Annotated in this window: 33 protein-coding genes; 30 read left to right on the top strand and 3 right to left on the bottom strand. The window is 58.0% G+C overall.

Going from position 1 to position 23670, the window contains the following annotated elements; genetic code table 11:
* Position 1 precedes the first annotated feature (1 nt).
* The 28 genes from rplD (at position 2) to bfr (ending at position 14898) form a co-directional block, all read left to right on the top strand.
* On the top strand, positions 2-604 hold the full coding sequence (gene rplD, locus C4K27_RS27855) for a 50S ribosomal protein L4 (protein WP_007924200.1): 603 nt from the start codon (positions 2-4) through the stop codon (positions 602-604).
* Positions 601-900 (top strand): 50S ribosomal protein L23, encoded by a 300-nt coding sequence (gene rplW / locus C4K27_RS27850; protein WP_002555488.1) that lies wholly within the window; start codon positions 601-603, stop codon positions 898-900. The genes rplD and rplW overlap by 4 nt, the downstream gene beginning before the upstream one ends.
* A 14-nt stretch (positions 901-914) precedes the next feature.
* Positions 915-1739, top strand: coding sequence for a 50S ribosomal protein L2 (gene rplB, locus C4K27_RS27845; protein WP_007924198.1), 825 nt, complete (start codon positions 915-917; stop codon positions 1737-1739).
* Positions 1740-1755: 16 nt separating this feature from the next.
* On the top strand, positions 1756-2031 hold the full coding sequence (gene rpsS / locus C4K27_RS27840; protein ID WP_002555486.1) for a 30S ribosomal protein S19: 276 nt from the start codon (positions 1756-1758) through the stop codon (positions 2029-2031).
* 13 nt (positions 2032-2044) lie between these two features.
* A complete protein-coding gene (rplV, locus tag C4K27_RS27835) occupies positions 2045-2377 on the top strand; it encodes a 50S ribosomal protein L22 (RefSeq protein ID WP_003103908.1) in 333 nt (110 codons plus the stop codon).
* 13 nt (positions 2378-2390) lie between these two features.
* The gene (rpsC, locus tag C4K27_RS27830; protein WP_007924192.1) at positions 2391-3077 is read left to right on the top strand and encodes a 30S ribosomal protein S3; all 687 of its coding nucleotides are present in this window, start codon (positions 2391-2393) and stop codon (positions 3075-3077) included.
* A gap of 12 nt (positions 3078-3089) precedes the next feature.
* Positions 3090-3503 carry a 50S ribosomal protein L16 gene (gene rplP, locus C4K27_RS27825; RefSeq protein ID WP_003228729.1) on the top strand — a complete coding sequence of 138 codons (414 nt, stop codon included), beginning with the start codon at positions 3090-3092 and terminating at the stop codon, positions 3501-3503.
* A complete protein-coding gene (rpmC, locus tag C4K27_RS27820) occupies positions 3503-3694 on the top strand; it encodes a 50S ribosomal protein L29 (protein WP_002555481.1) in 192 nt (63 codons plus the stop codon). The genes rplP and rpmC overlap by 1 nt, the downstream gene beginning before the upstream one ends.
* A gap of 2 nt (positions 3695-3696) precedes the next feature.
* A complete protein-coding gene (gene rpsQ / locus C4K27_RS27815) occupies positions 3697-3963 on the top strand; it encodes a 30S ribosomal protein S17 (protein WP_003194644.1) in 267 nt (88 codons plus the stop codon).
* Positions 3964-3986: 23 nt separating this feature from the next.
* On the top strand, positions 3987-4355 hold the full coding sequence (rplN, locus tag C4K27_RS27810) for a 50S ribosomal protein L14 (RefSeq protein WP_002555479.1): 369 nt from the start codon (positions 3987-3989) through the stop codon (positions 4353-4355).
* Positions 4356-4366: 11 nt separating this feature from the next.
* Positions 4367-4681: a 50S ribosomal protein L24 gene (gene rplX / locus C4K27_RS27805; protein WP_003186046.1), complete on the top strand. Its 315-nt coding sequence runs from the start codon at positions 4367-4369 to the stop codon at positions 4679-4681.
* Positions 4682-4701: 20 nt separating this feature from the next.
* A complete protein-coding gene (rplE, locus tag C4K27_RS27800; protein ID WP_007924186.1) occupies positions 4702-5241 on the top strand; it encodes a 50S ribosomal protein L5 in 540 nt (179 codons plus the stop codon).
* A 13-nt stretch (positions 5242-5254) separates the two neighbouring features.
* Positions 5255-5560 (top strand): 30S ribosomal protein S14, encoded by a 306-nt coding sequence (gene rpsN / locus C4K27_RS27795; protein WP_003228726.1) that lies wholly within the window; start codon positions 5255-5257, stop codon positions 5558-5560.
* A 208-nt stretch (positions 5561-5768) separates the two neighbouring features.
* Entirely contained in the window at positions 5769-6161 is a 393-nt protein-coding gene (rpsH, locus tag C4K27_RS27790; RefSeq protein ID WP_003228724.1) for a 30S ribosomal protein S8, read from the top strand.
* A gap of 12 nt (positions 6162-6173) precedes the next feature.
* Positions 6174-6707, top strand: coding sequence for a 50S ribosomal protein L6 (rplF, locus tag C4K27_RS27785; RefSeq protein ID WP_007924185.1), 534 nt, complete (start codon positions 6174-6176; stop codon positions 6705-6707).
* 10 nt (positions 6708-6717) lie between these two features.
* Positions 6718-7068, top strand: a complete 351-nt coding sequence (gene rplR / locus C4K27_RS27780; RefSeq protein WP_003186037.1) for a 50S ribosomal protein L18 — start codon at positions 6718-6720, stop codon at positions 7066-7068.
* 3 nt (positions 7069-7071) lie between these two features.
* On the top strand, positions 7072-7572 hold the full coding sequence (gene rpsE, locus C4K27_RS27775) for a 30S ribosomal protein S5 (protein WP_007924184.1): 501 nt from the start codon (positions 7072-7074) through the stop codon (positions 7570-7572).
* Positions 7573-7574: 2 nt separating this feature from the next.
* Entirely contained in the window at positions 7575-7751 is a 177-nt protein-coding gene (gene rpmD / locus C4K27_RS27770; protein ID WP_003176408.1) for a 50S ribosomal protein L30, read from the top strand.
* Between the two features lie 3 nt (positions 7752-7754).
* Positions 7755-8189, top strand: coding sequence for a 50S ribosomal protein L15 (gene rplO / locus C4K27_RS27765; protein WP_007924183.1), 435 nt, complete (start codon positions 7755-7757; stop codon positions 8187-8189).
* Positions 8190-9518, top strand: a complete 1329-nt coding sequence (gene secY, locus C4K27_RS27760) for a preprotein translocase subunit SecY (protein WP_007924182.1) — start codon at positions 8190-8192, stop codon at positions 9516-9518.
* A 24-nt stretch (positions 9519-9542) separates the two neighbouring features.
* Positions 9543-9659, top strand: a complete 117-nt coding sequence (gene rpmJ, locus C4K27_RS27755; protein ID WP_002555468.1) for a 50S ribosomal protein L36 — start codon at positions 9543-9545, stop codon at positions 9657-9659.
* A gap of 130 nt (positions 9660-9789) precedes the next feature.
* Positions 9790-10146: a 30S ribosomal protein S13 gene (gene rpsM / locus C4K27_RS27750; RefSeq protein ID WP_009045849.1), complete on the top strand. Its 357-nt coding sequence runs from the start codon at positions 9790-9792 to the stop codon at positions 10144-10146.
* A 30-nt stretch (positions 10147-10176) separates the two neighbouring features.
* Positions 10177-10566, top strand: coding sequence for a 30S ribosomal protein S11 (gene rpsK, locus C4K27_RS27745; protein WP_007924177.1), 390 nt, complete (start codon positions 10177-10179; stop codon positions 10564-10566).
* An 18-nt stretch (positions 10567-10584) separates the two neighbouring features.
* Complete coding sequence (rpsD, locus tag C4K27_RS27740; protein ID WP_003176404.1) at positions 10585-11205, top strand: 30S ribosomal protein S4; 621 nt, start codon at positions 10585-10587, stop codon at positions 11203-11205.
* A 22-nt stretch (positions 11206-11227) separates the two neighbouring features.
* Entirely contained in the window at positions 11228-12229 is a 1002-nt protein-coding gene (locus C4K27_RS27735) for a DNA-directed RNA polymerase subunit alpha (RefSeq protein WP_007924176.1), read from the top strand.
* Positions 12230-12271: 42 nt separating this feature from the next.
* Positions 12272-12658, top strand: coding sequence for a 50S ribosomal protein L17 (gene rplQ, locus C4K27_RS27730; protein WP_007924175.1), 387 nt, complete (start codon positions 12272-12274; stop codon positions 12656-12658).
* 171 nt (positions 12659-12829) lie between these two features.
* Complete coding sequence (locus C4K27_RS27725; RefSeq protein ID WP_053262849.1) at positions 12830-14278, top strand: catalase; 1449 nt, start codon at positions 12830-12832, stop codon at positions 14276-14278.
* 155 nt (positions 14279-14433) lie between these two features.
* Entirely contained in the window at positions 14434-14898 is a 465-nt protein-coding gene (bfr, locus tag C4K27_RS27720; protein ID WP_007924173.1) for a bacterioferritin, read from the top strand.
* 91 nt (positions 14899-14989) lie between these two features.
* Here the strand turns inward: bfr and uvrA are convergent, their stop codons facing one another.
* A complete protein-coding gene (gene uvrA / locus C4K27_RS27715; protein ID WP_007924172.1) occupies positions 14990-17824 on the bottom strand; it encodes an excinuclease ABC subunit UvrA in 2835 nt (944 codons plus the stop codon).
* A gap of 180 nt (positions 17825-18004) precedes the next feature.
* Between uvrA and C4K27_RS27710 the strand changes: the two genes are divergently transcribed.
* Both C4K27_RS27710 and C4K27_RS27705 read left to right on the top strand, forming a co-directional pair.
* Positions 18005-19399 (top strand): MFS transporter, encoded by a 1395-nt coding sequence (locus C4K27_RS27710; protein ID WP_053262848.1) that lies wholly within the window; start codon positions 18005-18007, stop codon positions 19397-19399.
* A 9-nt stretch (positions 19400-19408) separates the two neighbouring features.
* Positions 19409-19921 (top strand): single-stranded DNA-binding protein, encoded by a 513-nt coding sequence (locus C4K27_RS27705; RefSeq protein WP_009045846.1) that lies wholly within the window; start codon positions 19409-19411, stop codon positions 19919-19921.
* 92 nt (positions 19922-20013) lie between these two features.
* Here C4K27_RS27705 and C4K27_RS27700 read toward each other — a convergent pair whose 3' ends face one another.
* Positions 20014-21069 carry a hypothetical protein gene (locus tag C4K27_RS27700; protein WP_053262847.1) on the bottom strand — a complete coding sequence of 352 codons (1056 nt, stop codon included), beginning with the start codon at positions 21067-21069 and terminating at the stop codon, positions 20014-20016.
* Between the two features lie 199 nt (positions 21070-21268).
* On the bottom strand, positions 21269-23665 hold the full coding sequence (locus tag C4K27_RS27695) for a hypothetical protein (RefSeq protein ID WP_053262846.1): 2397 nt from the start codon (positions 23663-23665) through the stop codon (positions 21269-21271).
* Positions 23666-23670 lie beyond the last annotated feature (5 nt).

Raw genomic sequence — 23670 nt, 5'->3', positions numbered from 1 at the left:
CATGCAATTAAATGTAAATGACGCTCAAGCGATCGAAGTTTCCGAACTGACATTTGGCGGCGAATTCAACGAGACGCTGGTTCACCAAGCAGTCGTGGCCTACATGGCCGGCGGCCGTCAAGGTAGCAAGCAGCAAAAGACCCGTTCCGACGTTTCCGGTGGCGGTAAGCGCCCATGGCGTCAGAAAGGTACTGGCCGTGCTCGTGCCGGTACTATCCGTAGCCCAATCTGGCGTGGCGGCGGTACCACTTTCGCAGCTCGTCCACAGGATCACTCCCAGAAGCTGAACAAGAAGATGTATCGCGCAGCAATGCGTTCCATCCTTGCTGAGCTGGTGCGTACTGATCGTCTGGTCGTGGTTCAGGATTTCGCTGTTGAAACTCCGAAAACCAAAGATCTGCTGGGCAAGCTGAACAACATGAGTCTGACCGACGTTCTGATCGTGTCTGACGCTGTTGATCAGAACCTGTACCTGGCTGCTCGTAACCTGCCACACGTTGATGTACGTGACGTGCAAGGTTCCGATCCAGTTAGTCTGATCGCATACGACAAAGTGTTGATCACTGTGTCGGCCGTGAAGAAATTCGAGGAGCTGCTGGGATGAACCAGGAACGCGTATTTAAAGTTCTGCTTGGCCCGCACGTTTCCGAGAAGGCTACGGTTCTGGCAGACAAGAAAGGCCAGTTCGTTTTCAAGGTTGCTACTGATGCAACCAAGCTGGAAATCAAGAAGGCCGTCGAAAGCCTGTTCAGCGTGAAAGTGGAGCGCGTTACTACCCTGAACGTTCTGGGTAAGAGCAAGCGTACCGCTCGCGGTCTGGGCAAGCGTAATGACTGGAAGAAGGCAGTTATCTCCCTTCAGCCAGGCCAAGATCTCGATTTCAGCAGCAGTGCTGAGTAAGGAAGGGGTGCATCATGGCAATCGTTAAATGCAAACCGACTTCCCCTGGCCGCCGTTTTGTGGTCAAGGTGGTCAACCAGGAGCTGCATAAAGGCGCTCCTCACGCACCGCTGCTCGAGAAGAAATCGAAGTCTGGTGGTCGTAACAACAATGGCCGTATTACCACTCGTCACGTTGGTGGTGGTCATAAGCAGCACTACCGTCTGGTCGACTTCCGTCGCAACGACAAAGATGGCATCGCTGCCACTGTCGAGCGTATCGAATACGATCCAAACCGTACTGCTCACATCGCTTTGCTGCTGTACGCAGACGGCGAGCGTCGCTACATCATCGCCCCTAAAGGCGTGAGCGCTGGCGACCAGCTGATCGCAGGTGCTCTGGCACCGATCAAGCCGGGCAACGCTCTGCAACTGCGTAACATTCCAGTTGGTAGCACCGTACACGGCATCGAACTGAAGCCAGGTAAAGGCGCGCAAATCGCTCGTTCCGCTGGTGCTTCGGCTCAGCTGATCGCTCGTGAAGGTGTCTACGTGACCCTGCGTCTGCGTTCCGGTGAGATGCGTAAAGTCCTGGCTGAATGCCGTGCGACCCTGGGCGAAGTCTCGAACTCCGAGCACAGCCTGCGTTCGCTGGGTAAAGCTGGTGCCAAACGCTGGCGTGGCGTTCGCCCAACCGTTCGTGGTGTTGCCATGAACCCGGTTGACCACCCACATGGTGGTGGTGAAGGTCGTACCTCTGGTGGTCGTCATCCGGTATCGCCATGGGGCTTCCCGACTAAGGGCGCGAAGACTCGTGGTAATAAGCGTACCGACAAAATGATCGTCCGTCGTCGCAAGTAAATAGAGGGATACGACAGTGCCACGTTCTCTGAAAAAAGGTCCTTTTATTGATCTTCACCTACTGAAGAAGATCGAAGTGGCGGCGGAAAAGAACGATCGCAAACCAGTTAAGACCTGGTCGCGCCGTTCCATGATCCTGCCACAAATGGTCGGTCTGACCATTGCTGTGCATAACGGTCGTCAACATGTTCCAGTTCTCGTGAACGAAGACATGGTCGGCCACAAACTGGGCGAGTTCGCCGGTACCCGTACATATCGCGGGCACGTGGCTGACAAGAAAGCCAAGCGTTAAGGGGTAAGGAACGATGGAAGTAGCCGCTAAGTTGTCGGGCGCTCGAATCTCCGCCCAGAAAGCCCGCTTGGTCGCCGACCAGATCCGCGGGAAGAAGGTGGGCGAAGCGCTCAACCTGTTGGCTTTCAGCAGTAAGAAAGCCGCCGAGATCATGAAGAAAGTGCTGGAGTCGGCCGTAGCCAACGCCGAGCATAACGAAGGCGCAGACGTTGATGACCTGAAGGTCTCCACCGTTTTCGTCAACGAAGGGCGTTCGCTGAAGCGCATCATGCCACGTGCCAAAGGCCGTGCTGATCGCATCGTCAAGCGGTCTTGCCATATCACTGTCAAGGTTGCTGACAAGTAACGGAGTCGAAGAGATGGGTCAGAAAGTACATCCCATTGGCATTCGCCTGGGAATCGTCAAGGAGCACACCTCCGTCTGGTACGCAGACGGTCGGACTTATGCGGACTATTTGCTCGCAGATCTGAATGTGCGTGAGTACCTCCAAGACAAACTAAAAAGCGCGTCCGTAAGCCGTATCGATATCCATCGTCCGGCTCAAACTGCACGCATCACCATCCACACCGCTCGTCCCGGCATCGTGATCGGCAAGAAAGGTGAAGATGTTGAGAAACTGCGTCAGGACCTGACCAAGCAAATGGGTGTGCCTGTGCACATCAATATCGAAGAGATCCGCAAGCCGGAGCTCGACGGTATGCTGGTTGCCCAGAGCGTAGCTCAGCAGCTGGAGCGTCGTGTAATGTTCCGTCGCGCTATGAAGCGCGCAGTACAGAACGCCATGCGCATTGGTGCCAAAGGCATCAAAATCCAAGTGAGCGGTCGTCTCGGCGGTGCTGAAATCGCACGTACTGAATGGTATCGCGAAGGTCGTGTGCCACTGCACACCCTGCGTGCCGATATCGACTATGCCACCTACGAAGCTCACACCACTTACGGTGTGATCGGTGTGAAGGTTTGGATCTTCAAAGGCGAAGTAATTGGTGGTCGCCAAGAAGAGCTGAAGCCACAAGCACCTGCGCCTCGTAAAAAAGCTGCTAAGTAAGGGGTACGCCAAATGTTGCAACCAAAGCGTACGAAGTTCCGCAAGCAAATGACCGGCCACAACCGTGGTCTGGCATTGCGCGGTAGCAAAGTCAGCTTCGGCGAGTTCGCGCTGAAGTCTGTTGCTCGTGGTCGTCTCACCGCTCGTCAGATCGAGTCAGCGCGTCGTGCTCTGACCCGTCACGTAAAACGTGGCGGCAAGATCTGGATCCGTGTATTCCCGGACAAGCCTATTTCCAAGAAGCCACTCGAAGTTCGGATGGGTAAAGGTAAGGGTAACGTCGAATACTGGGTTGCCCAGATTCAGCCAGGCAAAGTCCTGTATGAAATCGAGGGTGTTTCTGAAGAGCTGGCGCGTGAGGCTTTCGCCCTGGCTGCTGCAAAGCTGCCGCTCGCCACCTCCTTTGTTAAACGGACGGTGATGTGATGAAAGCGAATGAACTTCGTGAAAAATCCGCACAGCAGCTGAACGAGCAACTGCTCGGCCTGCTGCGCGACCAGTTCAATCTGCGCATGCAGAAGGCAACTGGCCAGTTGGGGCAGTCTCATCTGCTCTCGCAAGTTAAGCGTGACATCGCTCGCGTGAAGACTGTGCTCAACCAGCAGGCAGGTAAGTAATCATGGCTGAAGCCGAAAAAACTGTCCGTACGCTGACTGGCCGTGTTGTCAGCGACAAGATGGACAAGACCATCACCGTTCTGATCGAGCGTCGCGTTAAGCACCCTATCTACGGTAAATACGTTAAGCGTTCGACTAAGCTGCACGCGCACGACGAAACCAACCAGTGCCACATCGGCGACAAAGTCACTATTCGTGAAACTCGTCCGATGGCCAAGACCAAGTCTTGGGCTCTGGTTGATGTTCTCGAACGCGCTGTGGAAGTCTAAGGGCTAAGGGTCGGAGAAATTATATGATTCAGACTCAATCCATGCTCGATGTGGCCGATAACAGCGGCGCTCGCCGCGTTATGTGCATCAAGGTGCTGGGTGGCTCCCATCGTCGTTACGCTGGTATCGGTGACATCATCAAAGTTACCGTCAAGGAAGCAATTCCTCGCGGTAAGGTGAAGAAAGGTCAAGTGATGACTGCTGTTGTAGTCCGCACTCGCCATGGCGTCCGTCGTGCTGACGGCTCCATCATCCGCTTTGATGGCAACGCTGCTGTTCTGTTGAACAACAAGCAAGAGCCGATCGGCACCCGTATCTTTGGGCCAGTGACCCGTGAACTTCGTACTGAGAAGTTCATGAAGATCGTCTCGCTCGCCCCAGAAGTGCTGTAAGGAGATCCGACATGCAAAAGATTCGTCGTGACGACGAGATCATCGTGATCGCCGGCAAAGACAAGGGTAAGCGCGGTAAGGTGCTTAAGGTTCTCGCTGACAACCGTCTGGTTGTTGGTGGTCTGAACCTGGTTAAGCGTCATACCAAGCCTAACCCGATGTCGGGCGTACAGGGCGGTATCGTCGAGAAAGAAGCGCCACTGCACGCTTCCAACGTCGCCATTTTCAACGGCGAAACCAACAAGGCTGACCGCGTTGGTTTCAAAGTAGAAGACGGCAAAAAAATTCGTGTCTTCAAGTCGACCCAAAAAGCGGTTGATGCTTGAACACTGCTAGGTAGAAGACCATGGCACGACTACAAGAGATTTACCGGAAGGAAATCGCTCCGAAACTTAAGGATGAACTTAAGCTTTCGAACGTGATGGAAGTTCCGCGCGTTACCAAAATCACCCTGAACATGGGTCTGGGCGAAGCGATCGGCGACAAAAAAGTCATCGAGCACGCTGTTGCTGACCTGGAAAAGATCACCGGCCAGAAAGTCGTTGTGACCTACGCTCGGAAATCCATCGCTGGCTTTAAAGTCCGTGAAGGTTGGCCGATCGGCGTCAAAGTGACCCTGCGTCGTGAGCGTATGTACGAGTTCCTGGATCGTCTGCTGTCGATCTCCCTGCCTCGGGTTCGCGACTTCCGCGGCCTGAATGCCAAGTCCTTCGACGGTCGTGGCAACTACAGCATGGGCGTGAAAGAGCAGATCATCTTCCCGGAAATCGACTACGACAAGATCGATGCTCTCCGCGGTCTGGACATTACCCTGACCACCACTGCCAAGAACGATGATGAAGGCCGCGCTCTGCTGCGTGCTTTCAAATTCCCGTTCCGCAACTGATTGGAGTAGGAAAATGGCCAAGAAGAGCATGAAAAACCGTGAGCTGAAGCGTCAGCTCACCGTTGCCAAGTACGCCACCAAGCGTGCAGCGCTGAAAGCTATCATCGTCGATCTGAACGCAAGTCCAGAAGCGCGTTGGGAGGCTACCGTAGCTCTGCAGAAGCAGCCACGTGACGCAAGCGCTTCGCGCATGCGTAACCGCTGCCGCCTGACTGGTCGTCCGCACGGCGTTTACCGCAAGTTCGGCCTCGGCCGTAACAAGCTGCGTGAAGCTGCAATGCGTGGTGACGTACCAGGTCTGGTTAAAGCCAGCTGGTAATAGCTATAAAAGTCGCGGTGTTCGGGGTCGCAAGATCCTGACCGCCGGTGGCCTTGAACATGAATCAAGCCCCTTTTGGGGCTTGATTCATTTCTGGGGTGTGTCTAGAATGACCGGCTCGCCTGAGCCCGTGTTTTTTGCCCGGAATTTCTCGGCGACAAGCTGTAGCCGCAAGGCTCATTTTTTTTGTATCAGGAGCGTCTAGCCCATGAGTATGCAGGACCCGTTAGCGGACATGCTAACTCGAATCCGTAATGCCCAGATGGCTGAAAAGTCCGTCGTAAGCATGCCGTCTTCCACGCTGAAGGTGGCTGTAGCAAAAGTCCTGAAGGACGAAGGTTACATCGCGGGTTATCAGATCAGCAGCGAAACCAAGCCACTGCTGTCCATCGAGCTGAAATACTTCGAAGGCCGTCCGGTCATCGAGGAAGTGAAGCGCGTTAGCCGTCCAGGCCTGCGTCAGTACAAGTCCGTTGAAGATCTGCCGAAAGTTCGTGGCGGTCTCGGCGTGTCTATCGTCTCCACCAACAAAGGTGTGATGACTGATCGTGCTGCGCGCGCTGCCGGTGTCGGCGGCGAAGTTCTTTGCACTGTGTTCTAAGGGGGGATAAGCATGTCTCGCGTCGCTAAGAACCCCGTTAAGCTGCCAGCTGGTGTTGAAGTTAAATTCGCCGGCCAACAGCTTTCGGTGAAGGGTGCCAAGGGCACTCTCGAACTGAACGTACACTCGTCCGTTGAAATTGTTCAGGAAGCTGGTGAGCTGCGTTTCGCTGCTCGCAATGGCGACCAACAAACTCGCGCAATGGCCGGTACCACTCGTGCGTTGGTAAACAACATGGTCCAAGGCGTAAGCCAAGGCTTCGAGCGCAAGCTCCAGCTGGTCGGTGTTGGTTACAAGGCACAAGCAAAAGGCACAGTGCTGAACTTGGCCCTTGGCTTCTCGCATCCAGTGGACTACGAGCTGCCGGAAGGCATCACCGCTGAGACTCCTAGCCAGACCGATATCCTGATCAAGGGCATCGACAAGCAGCTGGTAGGTCAAGTGGCCGCTGAGATCCGCGACTTCCGTCCGCCAGAGCCTTACAAAGGTAAAGGTGTGCGCTACGCGGACGAAGTCGTCCGTCGTAAAGAAGCCAAGAAGAAGTAGGGCATAGCAAATGACCGACAAAAAAGTTACTCGACTGCGTCGCGCTCGCAAAGCACGCCTGAAAATGCACGAACTCGAAGTCGTGCGTCTCTGCGTGTTCCGCTCTTCGCAGCACATCTACGCCCAGGTCATTTCGGCCGACGGCAACAAGGTCCTGGCAAGTGCCTCGACTTTGGATAAAGAACTGCGTGATGGCGCCACTGGCAACATCGACGCGGCCACTAAGGTTGGCCAGCTGGTCGCTACGCGTGCAAAAGCCGCTGGCGTCTCGCAGGTGGCTTTCGACCGCTCTGGCTTCAAGTATCACGGCCGCGTCAAGGCGCTGGCTGATGCTGCTCGTGAAGCTGGGCTGGAGTTCTAAGTTATGTCAAATAACGACCAAAAGCGCGACGAAGGCTACATTGAGAAGCTGGTTCAAGTTAACCGCGTAGCCAAAACCGTAAAAGGCGGCCGTATCTTCACTTTCACCGCGTTGACCGTGGTTGGTGATGGTAAAGGTCGCGTTGGCTTCGGCCGTGGCAAGTCGCGTGAAGTGCCTGCTGCGATCCAGAAGGCAATGGAAGCTGCTCGCCGCAACATGATCCAAGTTGATCTGAACGGCACTACCCTGCAGTACGCAATGAAGTCCGCTCACGGCGCTTCGAAGGTGTACATGCAGCCTGCTTCTGAAGGTACCGGTATCATCGCTGGCGGCGCTATGCGTGCTGTCCTCGAAGTTGCTGGCGTTCAGAACGTTCTGGCCAAGTGCTACGGCTCGACTAACCCAGTAAACGTGGTTCACGCCACTTTCAAGGGTTTGAAAGCAATGCAGTCCCCTGAATCCATTGCCGCCAAGCGTGGCAAAAGCGTCCAGGAGATCATCTGATCATGGCTACCGTTAAAGTAACGCTGATCAAAAGCATGACCGGCCGTATCCCTAACCACAAATTGTGCGTTAAGGGTCTGGGTCTGCGTCGCATCGGTCACACTGTAGAAGTCCAGGATACTCCCGAGAACCGCGGGATGATCAACAAGGCTTACTACATGCTGCGTGTCGAGGGTTAATCGATGAAACTCAATGATCTGAGTCCAGCGCCGGGTTCCCGTCGCGAAAAGCATCGTCCGGGCCGTGGTATCGGTAGTGGTTTGGGTAAGACTGGTGGCCGTGGTCACAAGGGTCAGACTTCCCGCTCCGGTGGCACCATTGCTCCAGGCTTTGAAGGCGGTCAACAGCCGCTGCATCGTCGCCTGCCAAAGTTCGGTTTCGTATCCCTGAAGGCCATGGACCGCGCAGAAGTGCGTCTGTCCGAGCTGGCTAAAGTGGAAGGCGACATCGTCACCGTGCAGTCCCTGAAAGATGCCAACGTGATTAACCAAAACGTACAGCGTGTGAAGATCATGCTGTCCGGCGAAGTTACTCGCGCTGTGACTATCAAGGGCATCGCAGCCACCAAAGGTGCGCGTGCGGCTATCGAAGCAGCTGGCGGCAAGTTCGAGGAATAAATGGCTAAGCAAGGTGCTCTCTCTGCGCTCGGCAAAGGCGGTATGTCTGAACTCTGGGCTCGTCTGCGTTTTCTGTTCTTGGCGATTATCGTCTACCGAATAGGCGCACACATCCCGGTTCCAGGTATTAACCCTGACCGACTCGCAGACCTGTTTCGACAGAATGAGGGGACCATTCTTAGCTTGTTCAACATGTTTTCCGGCGGCGCGCTGGAACGGATGAGCATCTTTGCACTGGGGATCATGCCGTACATCTCGGCATCGATCATCATGCAGTTGATGACCGCCGTCAGCCCGCAGTTGGAGCAGTTGAAGAAGGAAGGTGAAGCTGGCCGTCGCAAGATCAGCCAGTACACCCGCTACGGCACTGTCGTCCTAGCTCTTGTTCAGGCCATCGGCATGTCCGTTGGCCTGGCGGGGCAGGGCGTTGCGTTCACTGGTGACTTTGGCTTCCATTTCGTCGCGGTATCCACTTTTGTGGCTGGTGCGATGTTCATGATGTGGCTGGGTGAGCAGATTACTGAGCGTGGTGTTGGCAACGGTATCTCGATGTTGATTTTCGCAGGTATCGTCGCCGGTCTTCCGAGAGCGATCGGGCAGTCTTTCGAGTCTGCGCGTCAGGGTGATATCAACATTTTTGCCCTGGTTGCCATCGGTTTGCTGGCAGTAGCGATTATCGGTTTTGTGGTGTTCATTGAGCGTGGCCAGCGTCGTATCGCTGTTCACTATGCCAAGCGTCAGCAGGGCCGTAAGGTGTTTGCTGCGCAGACTAGCCACTTGCCGCTGAAAGTGAATATGGCAGGCGTTATTCCTGCCATTTTCGCGAGCAGCATTTTGCTGTTCCCGGCTTCGTTGGGTGCCTGGTTCGGTCAGTCTGAAGGTATGGGCTGGTTGCAGGACATCTCGCAGTCGATCGCTCCTGGTCAGCCGTTGAATATTCTGCTGTTTAGTGCAGGGATTATTTTCTTCTGCTTCTTCTATACGGCGTTGATGTTCAATCCGAAAGACGTAGCGGAAAACCTGAAGAAGTCCGGTGCCTTTATTCCGGGCATCCGTCCAGGTGAGCAGTCTGCGCGCTACATTGATGGCGTTCTGACCCGCTTGACCATGTTCGGTGCTCTATATATGACGGCCGTCTGCCTGTTGCCCCAGTTCCTGGTGGTTGCAGCAAACGTTCCGTTCTACCTTGGCGGGACCTCGTTGCTGATCGTGGTCGTGGTTGTTATGGACTTTATGTCGCAAGTACAATCGCACCTCGTTTCGCACCAGTACGAATCCCTGATGAAGAAAGCCAACCTGAAGGGTTACGGCAGCGGCATGCTGCGCTGACCCATAAGGTTCGAGGAGTTGGTGATGAAAGTTCGTGCATCGGTGAAAAAGCTGTGCCGTAACTGCAAGATTATTCGCCGCGAAGGTGTTGTTCGAGTAATTTGCAGCGCGGAACCGCGTCACAAACAGCGCCAAGGCTGAGTGTGATTGTGCTTCAAGCCCAGCAGCTAGTGCGCTGCTGGGTTGATTATTTGTTATTACAGCGATATTATCTCGCGCCCTATTTCTTGGCTTCCGGGGCGTAGGTAGCTGTCAATTGGAGTCCCACTGAATGGCCCGTATTGCAGGCGTTAACATTCCAGATAACAAGCATACTGTTATCTCGCTGACCTACATCTATGGTGTTGGTCGCACGACTGCGCAGAAAATCTGTGCAGAGACTGGGGTCAACCCAGCCGCAAAGATCAAGGATCTGAGCGACGAGCAAATTGAACAGCTGCGTGGCGAAGTGGCGAAGTTCACCACTGAAGGTGACCTGCGTCGCGAAATCAACATGAAAATCAAACGCTTGATGGATCTGGGCTGCTACCGCGGTCTGCGCCATCGTCGTGGTCTTCCAGTGCGCGGTCAGCGTACCAAGACCAACGCGCGTACTCGCAAAGGTCCGCGTAAGCCGATCCGCAAGTAATCGCACCAGCGAATCGACAGGAATTTAGTCATGGCAAAACCTGCTGCTCGTCCTCGTAAAAAGATTAAAAAGACAGTGGTTGATGGCATCGCCCACATCCACGCGTCTTTCAACAACACCATCGTGACCATCACCGACCGTCAAGGTAACGCTCTTTCCTGGGCAACCTCCGGTGGTTCGGGTTTCCGCGGTTCCCGCAAGTCCACCCCGTTCGCTGCTCAAGTAGCTGCTGAGCGTGCTGGTCAAGCTGCGCTGGAATATGGCCTGAAAAACCTCGACGTTAACGTCAAGGGCCCAGGTCCAGGTCGTGAATCCGCAGTCCGCGCTTTGAACGGCTGTGGCTACAAGATCGCCAGCATCACCGACGTGACGCCAATCCCGCATAACGGGTGCCGTCCGCCGAAGAAGCGCCGCGTGTAATCCAGGAGATTGTAAAGAATGGCTCGTTACATTGGTCCAAAATGCAAACTGGCTCGTCGCGAAGGCACCGATCTCTTCCTGAAGAGCGGCGTGCGCGCTATCGAATCCAAGTGCAACATCGAAGCAGCACCTGGTATCCACGGCCAGCGCCGCGGTCGCCAGTCCGACTACGGCACCCAACTGCGTGAAAAGCAGAAGGTCCGTCGTATCTACGGCGTTCTCGAGCGTCAATTCAGCGGCTACTACAAAGAAGCTGCTGGCAAGAAGGGTGCAACCGGTGAAAACCTGCTGCAACTGCTCGAATGCCGTCTGGACAACGTTGTATACCGTATGGGCTTCGGTTCGACTCGTGCCGAATCCCGTCAGCTGGTATCGCACAAGTCGATCAGCGTAAACGGTCAGACCGTTAACGTTCCGTCCTACCAGGTTCGTGCTGGTGACGTGGTTGCTGTTCGCGAGAAAGCAAAAAACCAACTTCGCATTGTCCAAGCTCTCGATCTGTGTGCCCAACGTGGCCGCGTAGAATGGGTAGAAGTAGACACTGAGAAGAAATCGGGCGTTTTCAAGAACGTTCCAGCTCGCAGTGATCTGTCCGCCGACATCAACGAAAGCCTGATTGTCGAGCTCTACTCCAAGTAAGGGCTAGAAAATAGGTGCATCCATGCAGATTTCGGTAAATGAGTTCCTGACACCCCGCCATATTGATGTGCAGGTTGTCAGTCCAACCCGCGCCAAGATCACCCTCGAGCCTCTCGAGCGTGGTTTTGGCCACACCCTGGGCAACGCGCTGCGCCGCATCCTGTTGTCCTCAATGCCCGGCTGTGCAGTAGTCGAGGCCGAGATTGACGGTGTGCTCCACGAGTACAGCGCCATCGAAGGTGTACAGGAAGACGTAATTGAAATCCTGTTGAACCTTAAAGGTCTGGCTATCAAGCTGCACGGCCGTGACGAAGTTACGCTGACCTTGTCGAAGAAGGGTTCGGGGGTGGTTACCGCTGCCGATATTCAGCTGGATCATGATGTCGAGATCGTTAACCCCGATCACGTAATCGCTAACCTGGCGTCTAACGGCGCCCTGAACATGAAGCTCGTAGTAGCTCGTGGTCGTGGTTATGAACCGGCAGACTCGCGTCAGAGCGATGAAGACGAAAGCCGCAGCATCGGTCGCTTGCAGCTTGACTCTTCGTTCAGCCCGGTTCGCCGTATCGCATACGTGGTGGAAAACGCCCGTGTCGAGCAGCGTACCAACCTGGACAAGCTGGTTATTGATCTGGAAACCAACGGTACCCTGGATCCTGAAGAGGCTATCCGTCGTGCTGCAACCATCCTGCAACAGCAGTTGGCTGCATTCGTCGACCTCAAAGGTGACAGTGAGCCAGTGGTAATCGAGCAGGAAGACGAGATCGATCCGATCCTGCTTCGCCCGGTTGACGATCTGGAACTGACTGTACGTTCGGCTAACTGCCTTAAGGCGGAAAACATTTACTACATCGGCGACCTGATTCAGCGTACCGAAGTAGAGCTGTTGAAGACTCCGAACCTTGGCAAGAAATCCTTGACCGAAATCAAGGACGTTCTGGCCTCCCGCGGTCTGTCCCTCGGCATGCGCCTCGACAACTGGCCGCCTGCAAGTCTTAAGAAGGACGACAAGGCGACTGCCTGATCGTCGTAATCACCGAACGTTGTGTTTGGTAAGGAATGAACCATGCGTCATCGTAAAAGTGGTCGTCACCTGAGCCGCACCAGCTCGCACCGCAAGGCCATGTTCCAAAACATGGCGGTGTCGCTGTTCGAGCACGAGCTGATCAAAACTACACTGCCGAAAGCTAAAGAACTGCGCCGCGTTGCTGAGCCGCTGATCACTTTGGCCAAGACAGACAGCCTGGCTAACCGCCGTCTGGCTTTCGACCGTACTCGTTCGAAAGCTATCGTTGGTAAGCTCTTCAACGACCTGGGCAAGCGTTACGCTACCCGTGAGGGTGGCTACCTGCGCATCCTCAAGTGCGGTTTCCGCGCTGGCGACAACGCGCCTATGGCGTACGTCGAGTTGGTTGATCGTGCTGTCGGCGGTGAAGCTGTATCCGCTGAGTAAGACGTCAAATACAAAGAACCGGGCCTAGTGCCCGGTTTTTTGTGTCTGCTGTATTAGAAAATTTCTATCGATAGTAATCATTTAATGCATTTGATGCTGTCATCTTGATGGTCGATACTCCTCGTCAGCCGATTAGCCGGCAGTTCCAAGACTGACAGAGGAAGATTGAGCATGAGCCAAAACAAAACGCTTACCACCGCAAGTGGCGCTCCAGTCGCCGATAACCAGAATTCCCGTTCTGCTGGCCCTCGTGGCCCGCTGCTGCTCGATGATTTTCACCTGATCGAGAAGCTTGCCCACTTCAACCGTGAAAACATTCCTGAACGTCGCGTACACGCCAAGGGCTCGGGTGCCTATGGCACTTTCACAGTGACCCGCGACATCACCGAATACACCAGCGCCAAGCTTTTCGAGTCCGTGGGTAAGCAGACTCCTACCTTCCTGCGGTTCTCCACCGTAGGTGGCGAGCGTGGTTCGGCTGATACCGAACGCGACCCGCGCGGTTTTGCCCTGAAGTTCTATACCGAAGAAGGTAACTGGGACATCGTCGGCAACAACACGCCTGTGTTCTTCATTCGCGATCCACTGAAGTTTCCCGACTTTATCCACACCCAGAAACGTCTGCCGCAGAGCAACCTGAAGAGCGGCCAGGCCATGTGGGACTTCTGGTCACACTCTCCCGAGGCGCTGCACCAGGTCACCATCCTGTTCTCGGATCGCGGGATTCCGGACGGCTATCGTCATATGCACGGTTTCGGTAGCCACACCTACAGCTTGATCAACGCCAAGGGCGAGCGTCACTGGGTGAAATGGCACTACAAGACCCAGCAGGGCATCAAGAACCTGGCGCCGGCCGAGGCTGCCCGCCTGGCGGGTACCGATCCGGATTACGCCCAACGTGACCTGTTCAACGCGATCGAGCGCGGCGACTTCCCGAAATGGAGCGTATGCATTCAGATCATGACCGAGGCTGAGGCTGCCGCTCACTACGAGAACCCGTTCGACGTGACCAAGACCTGGTCGCAGAAGGAGTTCCCGCTGATCGAGGTCGGTGAGCTGGAGTTGAACCGCAACCCGCTGAACTACTTCGCGGAAGTCGAGCAGGCTGCCTTTGGTCCTAGCAACATGGTTCCAGGCGTCGGCCTGTCGCCGGACCGCATGCTGCAAGGCCGCGTATTCGCTTACGCCGATGCTCATCGCTATCGTGTCGGCACCAACCACCAGCAACTGCCGGTCAACGCCCCGCGCAGCCCGGTGAACAGCTACCAGCGCGACGGCTCCATGGCGTTTGGCAGCAATGGTGGCGCGGCACCGAACTATGAGCCGAACAGCTACGCCGATGCGCCGAAGCAGGCTCCTCGCTACGCGGAGCCGGCGCTGGCCCTCAGCGGTGCGGCGGACCGTTACGATCACCGCGAAGACACCGACTACTACAGCCATGCAGGCGCTCTGTTCCGCCTGATGAATGATCAGCAGCAAGCCCTGTTGATCAACAACATCGCCGGCGCAATGGCGGGTGTCAGCTCGGACGTGGTTCAGCGTCAACTGCAGCATTTCTTCAAGGCTGACCCGGCTTATGGAGAAGGAATCGCAAAGGCGTTGGGCGTACAGCTTAACTAAGTCTAAACGAGAAGCAGAACCGCCCTCATTCGGGCGGTTTTTGCGTTTTTTCGGCTACTTTTCTCTGAAAATCTTCACTTTGTTAGCGTTTTTCCAGTGACCTGCAAGTCAGCTTGGTTCAAAATACAGACTTTCAAGCAGGGAGATGTAGGGCGATGCAAGGTCACCCGGACGTAATCGATTACCTCAACACGTTGCTGACGGGCGAACTGGCGGCGCGTGACCAATATTTCATCCACTCGCGCATGTATGAGGACTGGGGCTTCAGCAAGCTCTACGAGCGCATCAATCATGAGATGGAAGAAGAGACTCAACATGCCGATGCATTGATGCGTCGCATCCTGATGCTCGAGGGCACGCCACGCATGCGCCCTGACGATCTGGATATCGGTACCACCGTGCCGGACATGTTCGCCGCCGACCTGCGCCTGGAGTACAAGGTCCGCGCTGCACTGTGCAAAGGCATCGAACTGTGCGAGAAGCACAAGGACTATGTCAGCCGCGACATCCTGCGTGTGCAGTTGGCCGATACCGAAGAAGACCATACCTACTGGCTGGAAAAGCAGTTGGGCTTGATCAAGTCGATCGGTCTGGAAAACTACCTGCAGTCGCAGTTCTGATGTTCTAGCCCGCGCCTGCAGGCAAATGCAGGACTGACGAGCACAAAAAAGCCCCTGCCATTTCACAATGGCAGGGGCTTTTTCATTGGGCTCAGGCCCGGTCGCGGGTCAGCAGTGGCTTGAGGTAGTAGCCGGTATGGGATTGCGGCATTTCTGCCAACTGCTCCGGCGTACCCTCGGCAATGATCTGTCCGCCCTTGGAACCGCCTTCCGGCCCCAGGTCCACCAGCCAGTCGGCGGTCTTGATCACGTCCAGGTTGTGTTCGATCACCACCACGGTGTTGCCGTGGTCACGCAGGCGATGCAGAACGTCCAGCAACTGCTGGATATCGGCAAAGTGCAGGCCGGTGGTTGGCTCGTCGAGGATGTAGAGGGTCTTGCCGGTGTCACGTTTGGACAGCTCGCGAGACAGCTTGACCCGCTGCGCCTCACCGCCGGACAAGGTCGTCGCCGACTGCCCCAGCTTGATGTAGGAAAGCCCCACGTCCATCAGCGTCTGCAGCTTGCGCGCCAGCGCCGGCACCGGGTCGAAGAACTCCCGCGCTTCCTCGATGGTCATTTCCAGGACCTCGTGGATGCTCTTGCCCTTGTACTTGATCTCAAGGGTTTCGCGGTTGTAGCGCTTGCTCTTGCACACATCGCACGGCACGTAGATGTCCGGCAGGAAGTGCATTTCCACCTTGATCAGGCCGTCGCCCTGGCAGGCTTCGCAGCGTCCGCCCTTGACGTTGAAGGAGAAGCGGCCCGGACCGTAGCCGCGCGAGCGCGATTCGGGTACCCCGGCAAACAGTTCGCGGATCGGCGTGAACAGCCCGGTATAGGTCGCCGGGTTGGAGCGCGGGGTACGACCGATCGGGCTTTGATCGATATCGACCACCTTGTCCAGGTGCTGCAGGCCGTTGATGCTGTCGTGCGCAGCGGCTTCCAGCGTGGTCGCGCCGTTCAGCGCCGTAGCGCTGAGGGGGAACAGGGTGTTGTTGATCAGGGTCGACTTGCCCGAACCGGAGACACCGGTCACGCAGGTCAGCAGGCCGATCGGAATCTCCAGGTCGACGTTGCGCAAGTTGTTGCCGCGAGCCCCTTTTAGGGACAGAGAAAGCTTCTTGTTGCGCGGCGTACGCTTGGCCGGCACGGCGATTTTCACGCGCCCTGACAGGTATTTGCCGGTCAGCGAATCGGGATGGGACATCACCTCGTCGGGAGTGCCCTCGGCGACGATCTGTCCGCCATGCACGCCAGCGCCCGGGCCGATGTCCACCACATAGTCGGCCAGGCGAATGGCGTCCTCGTCGTGTTCGACCACGATCACCGTATTGCCGATATCCCGAAGGTGTTTCAGGGTGCCCAGCAAGCGATCGTTGTCGCGCTGGTGCAGGCCGATGGAGGGTTCGTCGAGGATGTACATCACCCCCACCAGGCCGGCGCCGATCTGGCTGGCCAGACGAATACGCTGCGCCTCGCCGCCGGACAGAGTATCGGCGCTGCGATCCAGGGTCAGGTAATCCAGGCCGACATTGACCAGGAACTGCAGACGCTCGCGGATTTCCTTGAGGATCTTGTCGGCAATCTCGCCACGGCGTCCGGTTAGCGACAGGGTGCCGAAGTAATCGGTGGCATCGCCGATCGGCAGGCTGGTAACGGCCGGCAACGTCTTCTCGCCGACCCACACGTGGCGGGCTTCGCGACGCAGGCGGGTGCCACGGCAATCCGGGCACGGCTGGGTGCTGAGGAACTTGGCCAGCTCCTCGCGCACGGTGGCCGATTCGGTCTCGCGGTAGCGGCGTTCCAGGTTCGGCACTATGCCTTCGAACGGGTGGGAGCGTTTGACGATATCGCCACGATCGTTGAGGTACTTGAAGTCGACGTTCTGCGTGCCGCTGCCGTTGAGAATGACCTTCTGCTGGTCGGCCGGCAGCTGGTTGAACGGCACTTCCAGGCTGAAGCCGTAATGCGATGCCAGCGAGCCAAGCATCTGGAAGTAATAGACGTTACGCCTGTCCCAGCCGCGAATCGCCCCCTCGGCCAGGGTCAGCTCGCCATTGACCAGGCGCTTGATGTCGAAGAACTGCTTGACCCCCAGGCCATCGCAGGTCGGGCAGGCACCGGCCGGGTTGTTGAAGGAGAACAGCTTGGGTTCCAGTTCGCTGATGGCGTGACCACAGATCGGGCAGGCGAAGCGCGCGGAGAAGATGATTTCTTCGCCGGGCTCGTCGTCCATCGGCGCTACCAGGGCGATACCGTCGGCCAGCTTCAGCGCGGTCTCGAACGACTCGGCCAGACGCTGCTGCAGGTCGGCGCGGACCTTGAAGCGGTCGACCACCACATCGATCGAGTGCTTCTTCTGTTTATCCAGCTTCGGCAGCTCATCCAGCTCGTAGAGCTTGCCGTTGACCCGGGCACGGACGAAGCCCTGGGCGCGCAGTTCCTCGAAGACCGACAGGTGCTCGCCCTTGCGCTCGCGAATCACCGGCGCCAGCAGCATCAGCTTGCTGCCTTCCGGCTGGGCCAGCACCAGGTCGACCATCTGGCTGACGGTCTGGGCTTCCAGCGGGATGTCGTGATCCGGGCAGCGTGGCGTACCCACGCGGGCATATAGCAGGCGCAGGTAGTCGTAGATCTCGGTGATGGTGCCCACGGTGGAGCGCGGGTTGTGCGAGGTGGATTTCTGCTCGATGGAAATTGCCGGCGACAAACCTTCGATGGTGTCGACATCGGGTTTTTCCATCATCGACAGGAATTGCCGGGCATAGGCCGACAGCGACTCGACATAACGACGCTGGCCTTCGGCGTACAGCGTGTCGAACGCCAGGGACGATTTGCCGGATCCGGACAGGCCGGTGATGACGATCAGTTTGTCCCGTGGCAGGGTCAGGTCGATGTTCTTCAGGTTGTGGGTTCGGGCCCCACGAATCAGGATCTTGTCCAAAGTGGCCTCGCTCGGCGGGCGTCGAAAACGTAGGAGTATAAGGGCAAATACTGGATGGATGCACACTATCAAATGAGGTCTGTGCAGCCGTAGATGAAACCTGCGCGGCAAAGCGTCGCCATATACCCCGTCAATCGATCGGACTGGTAGAATCGCCGCCGGTTCACACGAGGTTTTTCCATGCATGATCCCCACAGCGAGCGCATGAGTGGCGCCGAGACCCGCGCGGCAAGCGGTCTGGCCCTGGTGTTCGCCTTCCGTATGCTTGGCATGTTCATGGTGTTGCCGGTCCTGGCGACCTATGGGATGGACCTGGCGGGAGCGACCCCGGCCCTGATCGGGTTGGCGATCGGCGCTTACGGCCTGACCCAGGCGATTTTCCAGATCCCGTTCGGGATCATTTCCGACCGCATCGGCCGTCGCCCGGTGATTTACCTGGGGCTGATCGTCTTTGCCCTGGGCAGTGTGCTGGCGGCCAACGCCGATTCGATCTGGGGCGTGATCGCCGGGCGCATCCTGCAGGGTGCCGGGGCGATTTCCGCGGCGGTCATGGCGCTGTTGTCGGACCTGACCCGCGAGCAGCACCGCACCAAGGCCATGGCCATGATCGGCATGACCATCGGCCTGTCCTTTGCCGTGGCCATGGTGGCCGGCCCGCTGCTGACCCGCGCTTTCGGCTTGCCCGGGCTGTTCTTCGCCACCGGCGGCATGGCGCTGCTGGGCATTTTCATCGTCGCCTTCATGGTGCCGCACTCGACCGGCCCGTTGCAGCACCGCGAATCCGGGGTCGCGCGCCAGGCCCTGTTGCCGACGCTCAAGCACCCGGACCTGCTGCGCCTGGATCTTGGTATCTTCGTGTTGCACGCGATGCTGATGTCGAGCTTCGTCGCCTTGCCGCTGGCCCTGGTGGAAAAAGCCGGCCTGCCCAAGGAGCAGCACTGGTGGGTCTACCTCACCGCGTTGTTGATCTCCTTCTTCGCCATGATCCCGTTCATCATCTACGGCGAGAAGAAACGCAAAATGAAACGAGTTCTGCTGGGCGCGGTCAGTACGCTGCTGCTCACCGAGCTATTCTTCTGGGAGTTCGGCGACAACCTGCAGGCGCTGGTGATCGGCACGGTGGTGTTCTTCACCGCGTTCAACCTGCTGGAAGCTTCGCTGCCGTCGCTGATCAGCAAGGTTTCACCGGCCGGCGGCAAGGGCACGGCCATGGGGGTCTATTCCACCAGCCAGTTCCTCGGTTCGGCGCTGGGCGGCATTCTCGGCGGCTGGTTGTTCCAGCATGGCGGTTTGTCGGTTGTATTCCTGGGTTGCGCAGGGTTGGCTGCACTCTGGCTGGCCTTTGCTGTTACCATGCGCGAACCACCTTACGTGACGAGCCTGCGCTTGCCGTTATCGCCCGAAGCGATCCGCGAAGCCGGTCTGGTCGAGCGCCTGAAGGCCGTTGTTGGGGTAACAGATGCAGTGATGGTGGCCGAAGAAGCCGCCATTTACATCAAATTGGACACCGAATTATTGGATCGCGCGACCCTCGAGCAGCTGGTCAACCCAGCCCGATCGGCGTGCGAAGCCTAGGAGAACGTTATGGCCCGTGGGGTTAACAAAGTCATATTGGTCGGCACTTGCGGCCAGGATCCTGAAGTTCGCTACCTGCCTAACGGTAACGCCGTGACCAACCTGAGTCTGGCCACCAGCGAACAATGGACCGACAAGCAGACCGGTCAGAAGGTCGAGAAGACCGAGTGGCACCGTGTGTCGATGTTCGGCAAGGTTGCGGAAATCGCCGGCGAGTACCTGCGCAAAGGCTCGCAGGTCTACATCGAAGGCAAGCTGCAGACCCGCGAGTGGGAAAAAGACGGCATCAAGCGTTACACCACTGAAATCATCGTCGACATGCAGGGCACCATGCAGCTGCTGGGCGGCCGTCCTCAGGGCGACCAGGGTCAGGGCATGGGCAACTCCGCGCCACGTCCGCAGCAGTCGCGTCCGCAGCCTTCGCAGGCGCCACAACGTGAATCGCGTCCAGCGCCTCAGCAGTCCTCGCCACAGCCGGCGCAGAACTTCGACGACAGCTTCGATGACGATATTCCGTTCTGATCCCTCGGAACGCAGGTCATGAGTGAAAAACGGAGCCCTTGATGGGCTCCGTTTTTTTTGGCCGCTCGAAACACCGGCCTGGTGTCGCCGCTTTAGAGTTCGACTCGCCGCAGCCTACCGGTCAAGGGGACGGGCGGGCCGTCGGGGGTGGGCAAGGGGCGGCCACTCAAGCCCATGCCTTCGCTGATCAGCGCGGCCCCCGGTACCAGGCACAGGTTGGACGGGGTATCCAGGCCCTGGGCGAGGACACTCACTTCTCTTGTCTGCAGGTTGCAGCACAGCAGGCGACCGCTGAAGCGGGCGAAGCCGCCGTGCAGGCATTCGCCGTCCCAGTCCGTGAGCAGCGGTTGCAGCAGACGGTCGCAGAGTTCCAGCACCAGCAGTTGTCCTGTCGGGGTCAGTGCCAGGCCGGTGGGCAGTTGTAGGCCTTCGATCAGGACTTCGCTGTGGCCGCTTTCCGGCCAGACCCGGATCACCTGGCCGGCCTGGTCGGCGAAGTCGATGCCCCGGCGACTCGGGTCCTGGTGCAACTCGCCGGAGAACAGGCTGATCAGCATGGCGCCGGTGGTCGGTTCGTAGACCAGGGTAACGGGCACCGCATCCTGATCCTGGCCCAGGTCGGGCAGCTCGACCAGGACCCGCTCCTCGCCGGTGCCGCTGAACTCCACCAGTTGGTTGCTATCGGGTTTGACTGCCAGCCAGCGATGACGCGTGGGGTGATAGCACAGGGCGTTGAGGTTGCCGCGGCTGTGAAACAGAGGCTCGGGAGGGCTACAGGCCAGGTCCAGGACTTTCGAGCCTTCGACGTAGTCGGTCAGGCTGGCCAGGCAACGCCCCGCGCCGCAGGCGATATCCGACAGCCCCAGGATTTCGTCGCGCAGCATGCGTGCCTGCATGTTCATGGAGCGAAAGCCATGGGCCAGCGTTTCGGGCATCAGGTAGGCACCCGTCCGGTGCGGGTCGGGGCGCAGCCGGCTGATGCGCCCACTGAACGGCTGGTCCGGCCGCCCGGAGCCGGCTTCGGCCAGCAGCAGGCTGCCATCGGCTTGCAGACAGAGGCCCCGGGGGTTGAGCAGGTTCTCGCGAATGACCGTGTGCGCACGCAAGTCTTCACGGGGCCGGGGGGGAATCCGTAGGGGAGCTGTCATCGGTTCTCTCCAGTTGGCATTGGGTCGGTTCATAGCGGCGGCTGCCAGGGCTCGCTGCTGTCCTGCCCGGCGAAAGCCCAGGGACAGAACAGCAGGAGCAATGGCAACAGGCGGCGCAAGAGACAGACGTTCATGGCGGCACTCCTGTGAAGTGCCGGGTGACGCTGTGTCACCCGGTGTTCCCGGTACGGGGTTCCTGTCAGCAGGGGGGGAAGTCCTTCATGCTCAGGGGCATCGGCGGGTAATTGTGTTTCACCAGGGCGTTGGCCCAAAGCTCCAGCACGGCCCGCCGGCTCTGCGACATGTCACGGGTGATGGGCATCGAGAGCGTGCTTTCTTCCTGGTACTCCTTGCTGATCAGCACGATCAACTGGTCGATGGCGCCTTCCACGCGCTGCTGGGAGTTGAGCGGCATGAACTTGTTCATGATCGGGTACAGGTAATAGAAAGGCTGCAGGATCTGCGGGTAGATGAAGTTGTTCCACATCAGCTGGCTGGCGTTCAGGTCCCGGTAGATGGTGTTCCAGTAGTCGATGAAGTCCTGCTGCAGCTTCGGCTCCAGCGGCAGCACCCGCAAAGGCGCGAGGCAGTCGGTGTAGGCCTCGGAGTAGTTGAAGCTGAAGGGCACGGCGGGCATCTTGCCGCTTTCGGGCAGGAAGAAACGCAGGGTAGGGAAACCCGGTGCTTCTGCCCTGATTCCCAGTCGGGCGACACCGCTGGCGTCGGTGCGGATCCTGGCGATGCTGTAGTTGACGCTGCTGGTAGCCGTTTCGTCGCGCAGGGTTCCGGTCTGGGCGATGGCATTGTCGAAAACCAGGCAGGGGCGCAGGTTGACGGTAATGGGTTGGTCGAGGAACTGCTGATAACCGACCGGTTCTCCCTCCGGCACGGTATTGGAGGTGACGACCGTGCGCCTGTCCGTGAGCCGGCGGCCGCTGCCAGTGGCCAGATAGCTGACAGCCACCGGCGTGTCGATGAACTGCGGCCGGTTGGAGCGATTCAGCGTAGGTTCTTCCGGGTAATCGTAGAACAGGGTGAAGTCGGCTTCGTTGCTGAATGCCAGGTAATAGTCGCTGGTGGTCACCATATAGGCGTTGCCGTATTCGGCGACCAGTAGCTCGGTGCCCTCCGGCGCGGGCTTGCCGTCCTTCTGCACCATGATCGTCAGCGTCTTGTGGTCGCCCACATCGATGAATCCGCCACTCTCGACCACTTCGGCGGTCCACTGCCGCTGGGTGGCGGCGATCACCGGTTCGGCGCTTGCCAGCAGTTGTTGCAGTTCCAGGGGGCCGCTCTCGAGCAGGTTCTTTTGCTCGACAGTCAGGGGCAGGTCGAGAATGCCTGAGCGCTGGTTGAAGGCCGACTGACGGTACTGGGGGTAGGTGATCATGACGGCGGAGATGAACCGGTCTTGCTGGCGCACCCCCAGGTGGAGGATGCCGGCATTGAATTTCTCGGCCACCGCGATGGGGGCCTTGGGATCGACCGGATAGAACGGAAAGCCGTTGGACAGGTCCAGCGACAGGGTGTCGTCGGTGATCTGGACAGGGATCACGCCCAGCGTGGCCTTGGTGTCTTGCATATCGCCAGGCGTGGTCTTGTAGACCGGCACCGGCTCCGCCGGGACCAGGCGCCGGCCAGCCGGGGCGGTGGGGAATTCGTCGTCGAACCACAGGCCCAGGGTACCCGCCGTGCTGCTGTAGGCCGGGTTGTAGAAAATATCGGCGACGTTGTTCAGCCCCTGCTCATACATCCGCTGCACCTGGGCCACGTCCTCGGGGTTGCTGGAATGGGTATTGACCGGCGGGAAGTCGTTGAACACGCCGTTCTTGTCGTAGTAGGTCAGGTAGGTGGAGAAGCGGAACATCAGCCCCTTGGCGCCTTGCTCGATCATCTGCTGCTGGAGTTGTTGCAGCAGGAGCGAATCGCCGACGGCCCAGTCCAGGTTTTCCCTCGCAAAGCAGGTCTGCCAGGTGGTCGTCACATAGCTCAGGCCGCCGAAGGTGGATGCCCAGTTGAAGTTCAGGAAGCGGTCGAGCATCCGGTACTGGCGGTTGAGGGTCAGGCCGCACTGGGCGTCGCCCAGCACCAGCTTGTCGAAATACAGCGCGGTGAAGGTGTTCTGCCAGGGGCTGATATCGACGAAGCGGGCGGGCGTGGGCGCCTGGCTGCCAAAGGGGTTGCCGAGCAACTGAAAGCTCTTGCTGACCAGCGGGTCCCGGTCGATGTAGGTATTGGCCTGGAGCTCGCCACCAATGATCGTTGACTGAGTGTCCTTGTAGCTTACGGTGCCGCAGGCATTGTCGCCGAACAGGTCCCATTCGGCGGGCATGAACGGATTGCGGAAGGCCCCGGCATTGGTCGGCACCTGCAATACATAGCGAGGTACCTGGGTACTGGACAACGGCTGGATGGTCCAGGGCATCAGCGCTTCGGGGGCGTTCTGGGGATTGATGTCGTAGTAGTTCAGGAACTGCCAGTTGAGGTCCATCCTGACCGCGTCATAGAGCGGCAGTGCATCGTTGTTGTTGGCCGTTGGCGGGTTCCAGAACATATGGCCGTTGAGGTAGATGCGGGGGAAGTTCAATACGCTCATGTCAG

This window comes from Pseudomonas chlororaphis subsp. chlororaphis (assembly GCF_003945765.1).
In the GTDB taxonomy this organism is placed as follows: Bacteria; Pseudomonadota; Gammaproteobacteria; order Pseudomonadales; family Pseudomonadaceae; genus Aquipseudomonas; species Aquipseudomonas chlororaphis.
The sequence above is the reverse complement of the archived record's forward strand: the minus strand, read 5'-3'. Positions and strand labels throughout refer to the sequence as shown.